At 71.3% G+C, this 13,924-nt stretch carries 12 protein-coding genes and 1 tRNA gene; 8 read left to right on the forward strand and 5 right to left on the reverse strand.

Going from position 1 to position 13,924, the window contains the following annotated elements; translation table 11 throughout:
• Positions 1-109 precede the first annotated feature (109 nt).
• Genes AC07DI_RS25365 through AC07DI_RS25375 form a run of 3 tightly spaced genes read left to right on the forward strand, consistent with a single transcriptional unit; the run spans position 110 to position 5,307 of the window.
• Complete coding sequence (locus AC07DI_RS25365; RefSeq protein WP_478906219.1) at positions 110-1,702, forward strand: AMP-binding protein; 1,593 nt, start codon at positions 110-112, stop codon at positions 1,700-1,702.
• Position 1,703: 1 nt separating this feature from the next.
• A complete protein-coding gene (locus tag AC07DI_RS25370; RefSeq protein ID WP_478906220.1) occupies positions 1,704-4,079 on the forward strand; it encodes an anthranilate synthase component I in 2,376 nt (791 codons plus the stop codon).
• Between the two features lie 22 nt (positions 4,080-4,101).
• Positions 4,102-5,307, forward strand: a complete 1,206-nt coding sequence (locus AC07DI_RS25375) for a class-II aminoacyl-tRNA synthetase family protein (RefSeq protein WP_384252462.1) — start codon at positions 4,102-4,104, stop codon at positions 5,305-5,307.
• A gap of 70 nt (positions 5,308-5,377) precedes the next feature.
• Here the strand turns inward: AC07DI_RS25375 and AC07DI_RS25380 are convergent, their stop codons facing one another.
• The gene (locus AC07DI_RS25380) at positions 5,378-5,872 is read right to left on the reverse strand and encodes an RNA polymerase sigma factor (RefSeq protein ID WP_384252465.1); all 495 of its coding nucleotides are present in this window, start codon (positions 5,870-5,872) and stop codon (positions 5,378-5,380) included.
• 579 nt (positions 5,873-6,451) lie between these two features.
• Here AC07DI_RS25380 and AC07DI_RS25385 point away from each other — a divergent pair.
• Positions 6,452-7,369 (forward strand): helix-turn-helix transcriptional regulator, encoded by a 918-nt coding sequence (locus AC07DI_RS25385; RefSeq protein WP_478906221.1) that lies wholly within the window; start codon positions 6,452-6,454, stop codon positions 7,367-7,369.
• Positions 7,370-7,437: 68 nt separating this feature from the next.
• Here AC07DI_RS25385 and AC07DI_RS25390 read toward each other — a convergent pair whose 3' ends face one another.
• On the reverse strand, positions 7,438-8,040 hold the full coding sequence (locus AC07DI_RS25390) for a hypothetical protein (RefSeq protein ID WP_478906222.1): 603 nt from the start codon (positions 8,038-8,040) through the stop codon (positions 7,438-7,440).
• 245 nt (positions 8,041-8,285) lie between these two features.
• Between AC07DI_RS25390 and AC07DI_RS25395 the strand changes: the two genes are divergently transcribed.
• On the forward strand, positions 8,286-8,477 hold the full coding sequence (locus tag AC07DI_RS25395; RefSeq protein WP_384252473.1) for a hypothetical protein: 192 nt from the start codon (positions 8,286-8,288) through the stop codon (positions 8,475-8,477).
• 175 nt (positions 8,478-8,652) lie between these two features.
• On the opposite strand, the gene AC07DI_RS25400 is transcribed toward AC07DI_RS25395, so the two are convergent.
• Together AC07DI_RS25400 and AC07DI_RS25405 are read right to left on the reverse strand one after the other, a co-directional pair.
• Positions 8,653-9,033, reverse strand: a complete 381-nt coding sequence (locus AC07DI_RS25400) for a hypothetical protein (protein WP_478906223.1) — start codon at positions 9,031-9,033, stop codon at positions 8,653-8,655.
• 91 nt (positions 9,034-9,124) lie between these two features.
• Positions 9,125-9,958 (reverse strand): helix-turn-helix domain-containing protein, encoded by an 834-nt coding sequence (locus AC07DI_RS25405; protein WP_478906224.1) that lies wholly within the window; start codon positions 9,956-9,958, stop codon positions 9,125-9,127.
• A gap of 147 nt (positions 9,959-10,105) precedes the next feature.
• On the opposite strand from AC07DI_RS25405, the gene AC07DI_RS25410 reads away from it, so the two are divergent.
• Entirely contained in the window at positions 10,106-10,882 is a 777-nt protein-coding gene (locus tag AC07DI_RS25410; protein WP_478906225.1) for an alpha/beta fold hydrolase, read from the forward strand.
• A gap of 240 nt (positions 10,883-11,122) precedes the next feature.
• Here the strand turns inward: AC07DI_RS25410 and AC07DI_RS25415 are convergent.
• Positions 11,123-11,195: transfer RNA gene (locus AC07DI_RS25415), tRNA-Ala, on the reverse strand.
• A 181-nt stretch (positions 11,196-11,376) separates the two neighbouring features.
• Here AC07DI_RS25415 and AC07DI_RS25420 point away from each other — a divergent pair.
• Positions 11,377-11,925 (forward strand): helix-turn-helix domain-containing protein, encoded by a 549-nt coding sequence (locus AC07DI_RS25420; protein ID WP_384252483.1) that lies wholly within the window; start codon positions 11,377-11,379, stop codon positions 11,923-11,925.
• 49 nt (positions 11,926-11,974) lie between these two features.
• Positions 11,975-13,903, forward strand: a complete 1,929-nt coding sequence (locus tag AC07DI_RS25425) for a serine/threonine-protein kinase (RefSeq protein WP_478906226.1) — start codon at positions 11,975-11,977, stop codon at positions 13,901-13,903.
• Positions 13,904-13,924: the final 21 nt, after the last annotated feature.

Genomic DNA, 13,924 nt, shown 5'->3' on the forward strand with positions numbered 1-13,924 from the left:
CCGCCGTCGGCGCCCGGTGCCCTCGCTCCGCCGCACGCCGCCGTACGCCGCCACCCACGCCCGAGACGCCGCACCCGTCTCCCGTCCCCTCCAGGAGAGGAGACCGCGCATGCACCTGCCCGACGATCTGCCGAAGCCCGGGAAGCTGTTCACGCTGGGTCTGATCACCCAGCAGGCCGCGAAGAAGTACCCCGACTCGCTGTTCTACCTGGATCGGCCCTTCGACCTCGCGCCCGGGCTCGGCCTGCGGCCGACCTACGCGCAGGCCGCCGGGCTCGTCGAGGAGACGGCCGCCCGGCTGTACGCCGCGGGCGTGCGCCCCGGCGACACCGTGGCCGTCTTCAAGAGCCACAACGCCGACATCCTCTTCCTCGCCTGCGCCATCGGCCGGGTGGGCGCGGTCCCCGCGATGCTCGCGCCGTTCCTTGAGTGGCCGACGGTGGTGACGATGATGAGCCGGCTGCGGCCGGACCACTTCCTCACCGATCCGGCCGTCCTTGCGCGCGCCGGGGAGCACGCCGACGCGCTGCGCGAGCACACCCCGTCCGTCCTGCTCACCCACGGCGAGCAGGACGGGTTCGACTCGCTGGCCGCGATCGCGCCGGGCGAGGCACCGCCGTACCCCGACATCCCCGAGGACGCGCCCGCACTGATCACCCACACCTCCGGTACGACCGGGGTGCCCAAGCTGGTCGCCGCCGCGCGCCGGGGCACGCAGCTGCCCATCAACACCCAGGCGAAGATGGCGAAGCTGCTGCGCTACCGCGAGACGTTCGCCATGTGCATCTCCTTCGTGCACGCCCGCACCTACGCGGCCCTCGCCACCGCGCTCCAGCTCGGCATCGGCATCGCGCCGCTCGCGAGCGCGGACGTGGACAGCGTGCGCGAGGTGCTCTCCGAGTGCAGGCCGGGCTGTGTCGAGGCGCACCCCAACATGTACCTGCACTGGGAGGAGCTGGCCGGCATCCCGGACGGGCCCTTCGAGCGCGTACGCATCTTCATGAGCACGTTCGACGCCATCCACCCGCGCAGCATCCGCACCCTGCTCGGGGCGAGCAGGCGGCGCTCCCCGCTCTTCATCCAGACCTACGGGCAGACCGAGACCGGCCCGGTCACCATGCGCATCTACACCCGCCGCAACATCGAGAAGGCGGACGGACGTTGCGTCGGCTTCGTCTTCCCCGGCATGACCAAGGCCCGCATCCGGCCCCGCCCGCAGGACGAGGGCACCCGCAACGGCTACATCCAGGCCAGGTCATCCGGCGTCGCCCTCACCTACGTGGGCCAGCAGGAGCTGTACGACGAGCGGTGTGACGACGGCTGGTGGAACCTCCAGGACATCGGCTACAAGACCCGCTGGGGCTGTGTGCACCTGATGGACCGTGAGTTCGACCAGACCGACGGCCTGGAGAGCCTGCTGGCCGCCGAGGACTCCCTCATCGAGGCGCTGCCCGAGCTGACCGAGGCCGTCTTCGTCCGGGTCGGCGACACCGTACGGCCCGTGGTGAGCACCCGCAGGGACCAGCCGCTGGACCGCGCCGCGTGGAAGGCCGCCGTCGCGCACCTGCCCGAGTTCCCGGATCCGGTGCACGTGGCCTGGGAGCACATGCCGCACACCGCCACCTGGAAGGTGCAGCGGAACGTCCTCGCCGCCGGTCTGACGGACGGTTCCATTCCGGCTCTGGACGGGGTGCTGAACTGAGATGACCACCCATCCTCTGCCCGTTCCGCTCCCGCAGGAGTGGACCACCGGCGCCGGGGTGTGCGTCGAGCGCGCCCGCACCGCCGTCGACGGCGAGTCCGCCCTGCGGGAGCTGGAGAACGCGCTGGACACCCGCAGGGGCGCCGTCCTGCGCTCCGACTACGAATCCCCCGGCCGCTACCGTCGCCACGCCGTCGGCTACGTCGACCCGCCCGTCGAGATCGTGCTGCGCGGCCTGCGCACGGTGGAGGTCCGCGCGCTCAACGGGCGCGGCGAGGTGCTGCTTCCCGTGCTGCGCGCGGCGGCGCGGCGGACCTTGCGTGACGTCCGTGAGCTCGGTGGCGCCGACGAGCCGGGCTTCACCGGCCTGGTGCGCGCCACGCCCGGCCAGGACATGTTCAGCGAGGAGGACCGGTCGCGCAGGCCCGGCGCCTTCGACTTCGTGCGCGCCGTACGCGACGCGCTGTCCGGCCCCGCGGGTGACTTCCTCGGTCTCTACGGCGCCTTCGGCTACGACCTCGTGCTCGCCTTCGACCCCGTACCGCCACGGCAGCCCGGACGCTCGGCGCACGACCGCGACCTGGTCCTCCACCTGCCGGACGAGGTGACCGTCACCGACCGGGCCGCGGGCACCGCCTGGCGCCACCGCTACGAGTTCACCGCCCACGGCCGCTCCACGCACGGGCTGCCGCGGACCACACCCGCGCGGCCGTTCCGCGCCGGGAACCCCGCGGAAGGACCGGTCGGCGACCACGCCCCGGGCGAGTACGCCGCGCTGGTCGACGTCGCGCGTGAGCGGTTCCGCGCGGGCGACATGTTCGAGGTCGTGGCCAGCCGTACGTTCGACCGGCCCGTGCCCTGCCCGCCCTCCGAGCTGTTCCGCGCCCTGCGCGCCCGCAACCCCTCGCCGTACCAGATGCTGGTGAACCTCGGCGAGGGCGAGCACCTGGTGGGCACCTCGCCGGAGATGTTCGTACGGGTCCACGCGCGGCACACCGCCGACGGCACCGGCTGGCGCGTGGAGTCGGCGCCCATCAGCGGCACCGCCGCCCGCGGGCGCGACGCCATCGAGGACGCCGAACAGGTCAAGGCCCTGCTCGCCTCCGAGAAGGAGGAGGCCGAGCTGACCATGTGCACCGACGTGGACCGCAACGACAAGTCCCGGGTGTGCGAGCCCGGCACCGTCCGCGTCATCGGCCGCCGCCAGCTGGAGATGTACTCGACACTGATCCACACCGTCGACCACGTCGAGGGTGTGCTGCGCCCCGAGCGCGACGCGCTGGACGCCTTCCTCAGCCATATGTGGGCCGTGACGGTCACCGGCGCGCCCAAGCACGCGGCCGTCGCGTTCCTGGAGGAGCACGAACGCTCCCCGCGCCGCTGGTACGGCGGCGCCGTCGGCCGCGTCGGCTTCGACGGCACCCTGGACACCGGCCTCACCCTGCGCACCGTGCAGGTGCGCGACGGCCGCGCCCGGGTGCGCACCGGGGCGACCCTGCTCTACGACTCGGTGCCCGAGGCCGAGGAGCGGGAGACGGAGCTGAAGGCGAAGGCGCTGCTCGACGTGCTCACGGATCTGTCGGTCTCGGAGGCGGGGCGGGGCTCCGGGGTCGGGGAGGCCCGTGGGGCTGTCGGGGCGGGCGAGGTGACTGCGGCGACTGGGGTAGCTGGGGTGGCTGGCCGGGTCGCCTGCGGGGTGGCGGCTGTCGGGGCGGGTGGGGACGGGGCGGGTGGGGACGGCGGCTCCGCGTACCGTCCGCGCGTGCTGCTCGTGGACCACCAGGACTCCTTCGTGCACACCCTGGCCGGTTACCTCCGACAGGCGGGCGCCCGCGTCTCGACGTACCGCAGCGGCTTCGACAAGTCCCTGGTCGCGGACGTCGCTCCGGACCTGCTCGTCCTCTCGCCCGGACCCGGCCGCCCCGACGACCACGACACGGCGGGCACCCTGCGCGTCGCCGAGGACCACGGCATCCCGGTGTTCGGCGTCTGCCTCGGCATGCAGGCCATCGTGGAGTACCTGGGCGGGCGCCTCGCCGTGCTCGACCGCCCCTTCCACGGCAGACCGTCGCCGGTCTCGGTGGTGGACGGCGGCGGCGAGCTGCTGCGCGGTCTGCCGCCGCGCTTCACCGCGGGCCGCTACCACTCCCTGTACGCCGACGCCGGGTCCCTGCCGCCCGGCCTGCGGGTCACCGCCCGCTGCCCGGACGGGGTGGCCATGGCCGTCGAGCACGAGAGCCGGCCGCTCGCGGGCGTGCAGTTCCACCCCGAGTCCCTGATGACCCAGTTCGACGACCACGGACAGCTGCTGATCGGCAATGTCCTCGCGCGACTCGCACGACGGCCGCAGCCCGTCGGCGGCGTGCCCCGTGTGTGAGATGGAGAGAGGTTCCACGAGCATGACCGACACCATTGCCCCGGCCGTCGTCGATGCGGCCTCCGCCGAACTCCGGCGGACCTGGCTGGCCCCCGGCGAGCTGCACCCCGACGACCGCCGCGAGTTCGCCGCGATGCTGCGCTACTGCCTGGACGGCACCGAGGACGCCCGGATCCACCTGGAGTCCGTGCCCCGGGTCGAGTTCGGCGCCGCCGACGACGCGCACGCCGACCGTGTCGAGCGGTTCCTCGGCGAGGCGTTCAAGCGGTTCGCGGGCGCCCCGCAACGGGCCGACCGCACCCGCCTCGACCGCTGGGACCTGCCCGCCGAACCCGCGGCGCCCGCCGCCCCTGGCCCGCTCGGCGACACCCCCGCCGACGGCCGCATCGGCCCCGGCCTGTTCGTCAGCGGCCCCCGCAACGCGCTCCTCATCCGCACCCTGGAACGGCTCCTCGGACAGCGAGCCGCACGGCTCGGCGCCGCCGAGTACACGGTGCCCGCACTGCTGCCCTGGACCACGCTGGAGAAGGCCGGCTACACCGGCAACTTCCCGCAGCACATCACCGCCGCCGGCGTCGTCCGCCCCGACCTGGACGCCCTCGACCGCTTCGGCACCGCCACCGACCCGGCGGCCCGCGCGGCCGAGCTGGAGTTCACCCCGGTCGCCCTCGCGCCCGCCACCTGCCTGGGCCTCTTCGAGCGCTTCCAGGGCGCGCGCCTCGACGAGCCCCTGACCGTCACGGCCACCGGCCAGTGCAGCCGCTACGAGGGCAAGGCCACCGCCGACACCTCGCCGACCCGCCGCTGGTCGTTCAGCATGCGCGAGATCGTGTACGTCGGTGACCGACCCGGCGCCCGCGCCTTCCACGCCCAGGTCCTCGAGGAACTTCTCTCCCTCGCCGAGAGCCTCGGCCTGCCGTGCAAGGTGCAGCCCGCGTCGGACCCGTTCTTCACCAGCGCCCGCCCGCAGCTGGCCCAGTACCAGGCGGCGATGGACGTCAAGTACGAGCTGGTGGGGCGGATGGCGCACGACGGCTCCGGCGTCGCGATCTCCTCGCTCAACTACCACAACCAGCACTTCGGCAAGGGCTTCGACATCGCCTTCGCCGGGCAGCCGGGCTTCTCCGTCTGCTGGGCCTTCGGCCTGGAACGCTGGGCGGAGTGGCTCGGCGGCTACCTCGGCGACGACCCGGCGCAGTGGCCGACCCCGCTGCGCGAGCAGCTCTGACCTCGGGCGCCGGGGGGGCGTCGCTTTGGCAGCGGCGCCCCCCCGCCCCGCCGTCACACAGCGCGCCGGGTCAGCTCCAGGCGTCCTGGAAGTTCCGCCGGGCACGGTGCAGCCGGGAGCGAACCGTGCCGACCGGCAGCGAAAGGACGCGCGCCGTCTCCCGCTCCTCCAGGCCGTAGACCGCGCGCAGCGTGAGGATGTCCCGCTGGTGCGAGGGCAGCCGCTCCAGTACGTCCGCGATGGCGACGCCGAGCGAGGGGTCGGCCGGGGACGGCTGGTCGACCAGCTCCGCCGTCGCGACCTGCCCCGCGCGCCGTGCGGTACGCGCGGCCTCCCGTACCGTCACGGCACGCACCCAGCCGTAGAACGCCGCGGGTTCCTTGAGGGTGCGCAGCCCGCGGTACACGGCGAGCAGCGATTCCTGGACCGCCTCGGGCCGGTGGCCCGCGTCCACCGAGGAGCAGAGCCGCCGTACGAACGGCGTGATGTGGAGCAGCAGATCGTTCACCGCGCGGTGGTTCCCCGCCTGCGCGCTACGGATCAGGTTGGCGATTGGTTGGGCCATGGCCGTCTCGTTCATTCCCCCGCCTTGCATACTTGTCGCAATTACCGGTGAATTCGCGGGGGAGCACACTTACCGAAGGCAGCCGGAATGCCCGGCTCCCTTCTGTCCATCCCCCGTGCGTTCGAGGCTAGTGACGGAGATTCACAGAACAAGTGGGTGGCGCTGGCTGGATTCCGCCATGGCAAATCTTCGCCATCGAGTGGCGCGGAGCGAGGGGCGAGAGGCGAGGGCGGCGATAGGGGGCCGCAAAGGTGATGGTCCATACCGATAGTCACAAGCCCCGCGCCCGAAGCGTGATCTGACTCTCACTTACCGCCCTCACCTGCGAGGCCGCCTTAGAGTGACCACCTACGCGTCGGTAGCCGCTGGACAGTGCACAGCTCATTCACCGCGGGGGGCCGCTCTGTGAAAAACCGTGTAACCGGCATCAATGCACAGGTCTCCGAAGCCTCTCGGCTCGCCGTCTATATGGAGCTGCGCGAACGCGGAGGTTCCGATCCGGAAGAGCTGGCGGAAAGTTTCGGATTGTCACCCGCGGAAGCGCGGGCGACCTGGGATTCTCTGCGCCGCCTCGGATTGGTGAGCTGGCCCGCCGAGACGGGGGACCGGGTCGTACCGGTGGATCCGGAATTCGCCCTGATGCGCATGCTCCGGCAGCAGCAGGACATGGCGCAGCGCAGCCTGGAGGAATCCCTGCGGATGCACGAGGCGATGGAGTCGCTGCTCGAGGTGTACCTCCCGGCGACCGGCTCCTCCCAGTCGCGCGTCGAGGTCAGCGCCGCCGGCACCCTCGACGAGATGGTGCAGGCGCTGTACGACGTCACCGACTCGGCGCGCTCCACCCTGCGCACCGCCTACGCGGAGAGCAGCCTTCCGGCCCGGCTGCGCCGCAGGCTCGGCCCGCTCCGCCAGCAGATGTTCGACCGGGGCATTCAGATCCGCTCCATCAGGCTCCGCCGCGACTCGATGTCACCCGGCACCTACGACTCCTTCAGCCGCCTGGTGTCGGCGGGCGTGGAGCTGCGGCTCGCCTCGGTCATCCCGATCAACATGGTGATCATCGATTCCGACTACGCCGTGCTGCCCGCCTCCGCCGACGGTGAGGGGCGCGGCTGCCAGCTCACGATCCGCGGAGCGCCCCTGGTCAACGCGTTCTCCGCGGTGTTCGAGCACATCTGGCGCGAAGCGCCGCCACTCGCCCCTGAGGGCGAGCACTACCCCTCCGGTCACCCCTCCGGCCTCTCCAACGAACAGCGCACCCTGGTCCAGTTGCTGGCCGACGGCATGAAGGACGAGGCCATCGCCCGCACCCTCGGGGTCTCACCGCGCACCGCCAGCCGGCTCATCGCCGATCTGATGCAACGCCTGGGCGTCACCAGCCGCTTCGCCGCGGGCGCCCGCGCCGCCCAGTACGGCCTCCTCACCGACGCCCACCCCATGCAGCTGCCCCCGGTCCCCCGACCGGACCCGGAACCGGAACCGGCACTCGGCGGCTGACCGACCATCAGGGCAGCTGGCTCTCACTTGGAGCCAACTGGCCCTCACTTAGAGCCAGCTGACTCCGCTTAGAGCCAGCCGACTCTCACGCTGGTCACCACTCCTGAATCCGGGCCACCCGCGCCCGGACCGTCCACATCCGAGCCCACCGGGTCCGGACCCACCGGATCAACCTGTCGTCGGCCGAGTTCGCCGGCCCACACCCGCTCCAGCATCCGGCGGACGGTGCCCACGATGTCGGGCGCCGCTGCGCGCAGACCGTCCGCGTCCGCCGCCGAGATGTCGTCCGGGGAGATACCGGCCTCGTGCAGCAGGCTGGAGATGTCCGTGAGCCTGCTCGTCAGCCATGCCAGGGGATCGTCGGACAGTTCCTCGACGAAAGTCCGCGGACCGGGTTCCCAGCCGACGATGCCGGGGTGATGGTGCGTGCGGTCGAAGGTGTTCGGTGCGGCGTTCGCGTCCTGGAGGAGATCCAACCGCCACAGCGGGCGACCAATCGTGATGGGGCGCGCCGAATACATGGAACCGGGCAGCTCGCCACTTTCGAAGACTCGTAGCTCCAGCCGTACGCCGCGCTCGGCGGACTCCTGGCCGTCCAGCGGGTACGGGTTCAGGAAGTAGAGGTCGCTCACCACGACACCGACCCGCTCGAAGGCGAATGCGCACAGCACGCCGACCCCCTGGGCTTTTCGTGAACATGCGAATCCTGTGCTGCCGAGCCTACGGAAGCCTGCCGCTGCCACGCGGGCCAGAACCGGCCAAGACGAACTTCACTTCCACGCGACTCCGTATGCGTTCCTCTATACGCGTGGTGTGAAGCGCTGTTCGGGTGAGCTTGCGGCCGGCTCCGGCTCAGCCGGTCGCCGACGGGCAAGACGATCTCGACAGCGTCTTCCGAACAGAATGAGGACTCCCCATGCGTCTGCGTACCACCGTCGCCGCGACCGCCCTGGCCGTCGTCTCCGTCCTTGGCATGGCGAGCGCCGCGGCCGCCCATGACAACCCGTACCACGACGGGGCCACCGACCAGACCGGTGCCGCCATCGCCGGCTCCAACGGAAGTGGCCTGGCCTACCACCACAACCAGTCCTGGGACTCCGACCGCTGATCTGACAGCGGACGGAAGCGGCCGGAGCGGCCGGATCGCACGAGCGTGCGGCCCGGCCGCTCAGCGCTGTCTGGGCGCTCTCCCCGTCTGCGGGGCCCGGGTTCGGGCGGGGGCCTGGGTTCGGGCGAGGGCCCGGGTTCGGGCGCAGGCCTGGGTTCGGGCGCAGGCCCGGTGGTCAGCCGGTGCCGCCGAGGAGACCACCGTTCCCGCCGGTGGCTCCTGTCCCGACGGGCGGCGTGGACGGCTGGAGGGTGACGCCGCCGGAGCCATCACCGGCCTGGCATTCGAAGTCGTACAGCAGGCAGCTCGCTTCCGGCGTGGGACTGGCGGCCGGGCCGCTCGTCGGCTCGCCGGTGGGCCCTCTGGTGTGCTCGCTGGTGGGCCCGCCGGTGTGCTCGACCGGTTGAGCGGTCGGCCGGCGGAGCGGTTCAGGGCCGGGTCGGGGGCTCCCACCGAACACGGCGACGGCGATCGAGACGACCACGGCGCCGACGATGACCAGGACGACGGCGACGACGAGTCCGCCCGTGCGGCGGGAGGGCGCGGGAGCGCTCACTGACGGTTCCTTCCGGGCCGGGGCGCAGAGCCGGACAGTCGTCCTGAACGAAACATGCGTCGCCGTGCAGGCTCCTACCCGCAACCCCGCGCTATTCCACCTCCGGCACCACCGTCGCCTGCCATGCGCCCGGGCGCATACCTGTCGCCTTCCGGAAGAACGCCGAGAAATTGGACGCGTCGGGAAAACCGAGCGCGCCGGCGCAGCGGGCCGAGGTGAGGCGGTCGTGTGCGAGGAGCCGCTTGGCTTCCAGGACGAGCCGCTCGACGATGTACGCCTTCGCGGTCCGGCCGGTGACCTGCTGCACCGCCCTTGAAAGGGTGCGGGGCGCGTATCCGAGGGCCTGGGCGTAGTAACCGGCGTCGTGATGCTCCCGGAAGTGCGCCTCGACACTGGCCCTGAACATGCGGAACACCGGATGCGTCGCCCGCGCCTCGGTGTGCGGCGGCCGGAGCCGGGCGATGAGGGCGGAGAGCAGAATCCCGGGCAGCTCCGCCGAGGCACCACCGGGCGGGGCGGACGCTTCGAGAAGGAGATGGTCTCGCGCGGTGTCGACGAACGGCCAGTCGGCGTCGGAAATGCTCCAGTGCGCGACCAGGTCGGGGGCCGCGACGAGGTCCCGGGTGGCGGAGGTGACCGGCGCCGTCGGCACGAAAAGCACGACGTGCCCTGCCACACCGGCGATGTCATCCCATCGATGCACCGCTCCTGGGGCCACCCACACCGCGGACCGCTCCCGGAGCGGATGCCGGACGAAGTCCACCGTGACGGATCCGTGCCCGGCATCGACGACCGCCAGGACATGGAAGTCGGCACGCTGTGTCCCGCCGTCGTTGATCTCGCGGAGGCGGTCGAACGTCATCGTCTCGACAGCGGCGGCATCGCACCCGACGGGCTGGTAGGTCATCTGCCTGATCACGGCCATGAGTCCAGTTTTCACCATCGAGCGACCGCTCACGCCGATGCCCTGGCACAACCGCAGGCATTCAATGAGGACACGGAAAAACCGCCCCGCAATGCCGTGCCGATGGGCGCCGATGGGCGCCGATGAATGCCGAACGGAAGAGCCACGATGAACACGACACAGCAGCCGCTCCTGCCCGCTTATGACCACCGGCCGGGAACCGGACCCACCCTCGTGTTCCTGCACTACTGGGGTGGCTCCGCCCGCACCTGGGACCTCGTCGTCGACCGTCTTGTGGGTCGCGACATCCTCACCGTCGACTTCCGCGGCTGGGGTCGCTCCAGCGACATGACAGGCCCCTACACCCTCCGCCGGTTCGCCGACGACACACTCGCCGTGATCGCCGACGCGGGCCTCACCGACTACCTGCTCGTCGGCCACTCCATGGGCGGCAAGGTCGCGCAGCTCATCGCGGCGACCCGTCCCGCCGCCCTGCGCGGGATCATCCTCGTCGGCTCCGGCCCGGCGAAACCGGCCGCGCAGATCACCCCGGAGTACCGGGAAACCCTTTCCCACGCCTACGACTCCGAGGAGTCCGTCGCCTACGCACGGGACAACATCCTCACCGCGACCGCCCTGCCCGAACCGATCAAGGCACAGGTCGTGACCGATTCACGCACCGGCACCGACGCCGCCCGCACGGAGTGGCCGCTGCGCGGCATCGCGGAGGACGTCTCCGAGTACACCCGCATGATCGACGTCCCCGCCCTCGTCATCGCTGGAGAGAACGACCATGTCGAGCCAGTCCACGTCCTCGTCGACCACCTGCTCCCCTACCTCCCCGAAGCCGACTTCACGGTGCTCCCGGACACGGGCCACCTGATCCCCCTGGAAGCTCCAGCCGCCCTAACCAAGGCCATCACGGCTTTCGCCCCGACCACCTGACCATCCGATCGGCCTGCCCGTCGCCATGCACCAACTCCCCGAACCACTCGGCAGTGCCCTCACCGTCGAAGATCTCCGACCGCTCCTTGCCCCCACGACTGCCCCGGCCGCCACCGGACCATCCACGAGACCTGACCACCCTTGCGCCCACGCGCCACCACCCGCGCCAGAGTGGGCACACAGGGCACGAAAAAGCCCCTCCGACCTACGTTTCCGCAGGTCAGAGGGGCTTTCCGATTGTGGAGCCTAGGGGAGTCGAACCCCTGACATCTGCCATGCAAAGACAGCGCTCTACCAACTGAGCTAAGGCCCCAAGACGACACCTCGACCGGAAGAAGCGCCTCCCGCCGTGCATCGCAGACCAGAGTACCGGGTCACCCCCCGGATCCCGCAAAAGGATTGGGGCTCCCGGTCGACGACCACGCTCCGTAAGATGCACGACGTGGTTCGCGGCAGCGAACCGCGGTCTTAGGGGAAGCGATGGGGAGACGCAAATGGACGCCGCACAGCAAGATACGACCGCGAGAGCACGAGAGCTCCAGCGGAACTGGTACGGGGAGCCGCTGGGGGCGCTCTTCCGTCGCCTCATCGACGACCTCGGCCTGAACCAGGCACGCCTCGCCGGAGTCCTCGGCCTGTCCGCGCCCATGCTGTCCCAGCTGATGAGCGGGCAGCGCGCCAAGATCGGCAACCCCGCCGTGGTCCAGCGCGTCCAGCTCCTGCAGGAACTGGCGGGCCAAGTCGCGGACGGCAGCGTGAGCGCCGCCGAGGCCACCGACCGCATGGACGAGATCAAGAAGTCCCAGGGCGGCTCCGTCCTCACCAACACCTCGTCGACGGCGACGAGTTCCGGTGCCCCCACGGTCAAGCGCGTCGTGCGCGAGATCCAGTCGCTGCTGCGCTCCGTCGCGGCCGCCGGTGACATCATCGATGCCGCCGACTCCCTCGCCCCCACCCACCCGGAACTGGCAGAGTTCCTCCGGGTGTACGGCGCCGGGCGCACCGCGGACGCGGTCGCCCACTACGAGGCGCACCAGAGCTGAGCCGTCGACCGGGTCGCCGCCCGGCCCGGAAGGGGAGCGGAGCGCGACCATGGGTGAGGTCTTCGCCGGTCGGTACGAACTGGTCGACCCGATCGGACACGGGGGAGTCGGAGCGGTCTGGCGCGCCTGGGACCACCGGCGACACAGGTACGTGGCCGCCAAGGTGCTCCAACAGAGCGACGCACACTCCCTGTTGAGGTTCGTACGGGAACAAGCCCTGCGAATCGATCACCCCCATGTACTCGCGCCCGCCAGCTGGGCCGCCGACGACGACAAGGTCCTGTTCACCATGGACCTGGTCGGCGGCGGCTCGCTGGCGCATGTCATCGGGGACTACGGCCCGCTGCCGCCCCACTTCGTCTGCGCCCTCCTCGACCAGCTCCTCTCCGCACTCGCGGCCGTCCACGCCGAAGGCGTCGTACACCGTGACATCAAGCCGGCCAACATCCTGCTCGACGCCACCGGCGCCGGCCGCCCGCATCTGCGCCTGTCCGACTTCGGCATCTCGATGCGCAAGGGCGAGCCCCGGCTGACCGAGACCGACTACGTGGTGGGAACGCCCGGCTACTTCGCCCCCGAGCAACTACTGGGCTGCGAGCCGGATTTCACCGCCGACCTCTTCGCCGTCGGCCTCGTCGCCCTGTACCTCCTGGAGGGCGCCAAGCCGGACAGCAAGGCGCTGATCGAGTACTTCACCGAGCACGGCACACCACGGGCCCCGCAGGGTATGCCCGAACCTCTCTGGCAGGTCATCGCCACCCTTCTCCAACCGGATCCCCAGACGCGCTTCCGTACCGCCACGGGTGCGCGCAAGGCGCTTGCCTCTGCCGTGGAGATGCTGCCCGAGCCGGGCCCCGACGACGAGCTCATCGAGATCTTCGACCAACTCCCTCCCCTACCTGCCGGTTTCGGCCCCGCCGGCCCGGGCCCTCTCGCCCCCACGCCACGCACGGGCTCCCGCCCCCGCCATGCGCGCCCCACACCTGGGTCCACACGGCCCGGCACGTCGGCCGCGCCACCTTTGGCACCACCTTCTTCGGCCCCGCCTCCTTCAGCGCCGCCGTCTCCCGCCCCGCCGTCTTCAGTCCCGCCTTCCTCAACGCCGCCGTCTTCAGCCCCGCTTCCCTCGGCGCCACTGTCGTCCGTCCCGCTTCCCTCGGCGTCGCTGTCTTCGGCACCGCCTCCCTCGGCGCCACTGTCGTCCGCCCCGCCTCCCTCAGCCCCGCTGTCTTCGGCCCCGTCCCCTTTCACACCACCACCTTTCGCTGAGGCACCTTTCACCTCACCGTCTCTGACCCCACCGGACGTGGCGCCGCAACCGCTAGCCCCAGCGCCCATGGCCCCGCCGCCTCCACAGTCACCGGCTCCCATGCCACCGGCTCCGATACCACCAGCTCCGATGCCACCGATGCCATCGCCCTCGGCATCAGCTCCCACGCCCCCTCCGACGCCGGCCCCCACCGCCACCTCGACGCCGACTCTGATTCCCCTCGCCGACGACTCGCCTGAGCAGCCATCAGGTCTCGGGCCAGGCGCCCGACCGCCCTCCCGCTCGGGCACGGACGGCTTCCACTTGCCCCCGCCTCTGCTGCCCCCTCAGCCGTCCACTCCCCCCACTCCGATGCCGTTGCCTTTACAGGTGACGCCCGCGCCCGCGCCCGATCCCACGCAAGTCCCCTCCTCCCATCGGAACGCGCCCCCGCCCCCGCCCGCACCCCAAGACCCCGCACAAGCCCCGACGTCCTCGGCACACCGCGATCCCGCTCTCGCTCCTGCTCCCGCTCTCCCTTCTACTTATCGATACACCGCTCAAGCCGTCCAGGTTCCACCTCTGAACCACCCAATTTCCCGGCCCCACACCGCGGCTCGTCCCGGCCCACCGGAGCGTTTCGGGCCGCCCGCGAAAGTGGCGATCCCGATGCTGTTCGTCGCCCTGACCTGCCTCACCGTGGGGTTTTGGGCCCTCGCGCAGCTCTGACGGGCCCGACGGTGTCGCCGG

The sequence above is a fragment of the Streptomyces sp. NPDC044106 genome, assembly GCF_056433985.1.

Excerpts from the sequence above, each read along its gene's own strand:
- AC07DI_RS25395 (WP_384252473.1), top strand. The coding sequence starts at position 8,286 with ATGCGTCTGCGTACCACCGTCGCCGCGACCGCCCTGGCCGTCGTCTCC.
- AC07DI_RS25420 (WP_384252483.1), top strand. The coding sequence starts at position 11,377 with ATGGACGCCGCACAGCAAGATACGACCGCGAGAGCACGAGAGCTCCAG.
- AC07DI_RS25405 (WP_478906224.1), bottom strand. The coding sequence starts at position 9,958 with ATGGCCGTGATCAGGCAGATGACCTACCAGCCCGTCGGGTGCGATGCC.
- AC07DI_RS25425 (WP_478906226.1), top strand. The coding sequence starts at position 11,975 with ATGGGTGAGGTCTTCGCCGGTCGGTACGAACTGGTCGACCCGATCGGA.
- AC07DI_RS25370 (WP_478906220.1), top strand. The coding sequence starts at position 1,704 with ATGACCACCCATCCTCTGCCCGTTCCGCTCCCGCAGGAGTGGACCACC.
- AC07DI_RS25410 (WP_478906225.1), top strand. The coding sequence starts at position 10,106 with ATGAACACGACACAGCAGCCGCTCCTGCCCGCTTATGACCACCGGCCG.
- AC07DI_RS25380 (WP_384252465.1), bottom strand. The coding sequence starts at position 5,872 with ATGGCCCAACCAATCGCCAACCTGATCCGTAGCGCGCAGGCGGGGAAC.
- AC07DI_RS25365 (WP_478906219.1), top strand. The coding sequence starts at position 110 with ATGCACCTGCCCGACGATCTGCCGAAGCCCGGGAAGCTGTTCACGCTG.
- AC07DI_RS25375 (WP_384252462.1), top strand. The coding sequence starts at position 4,102 with ATGACCGACACCATTGCCCCGGCCGTCGTCGATGCGGCCTCCGCCGAA.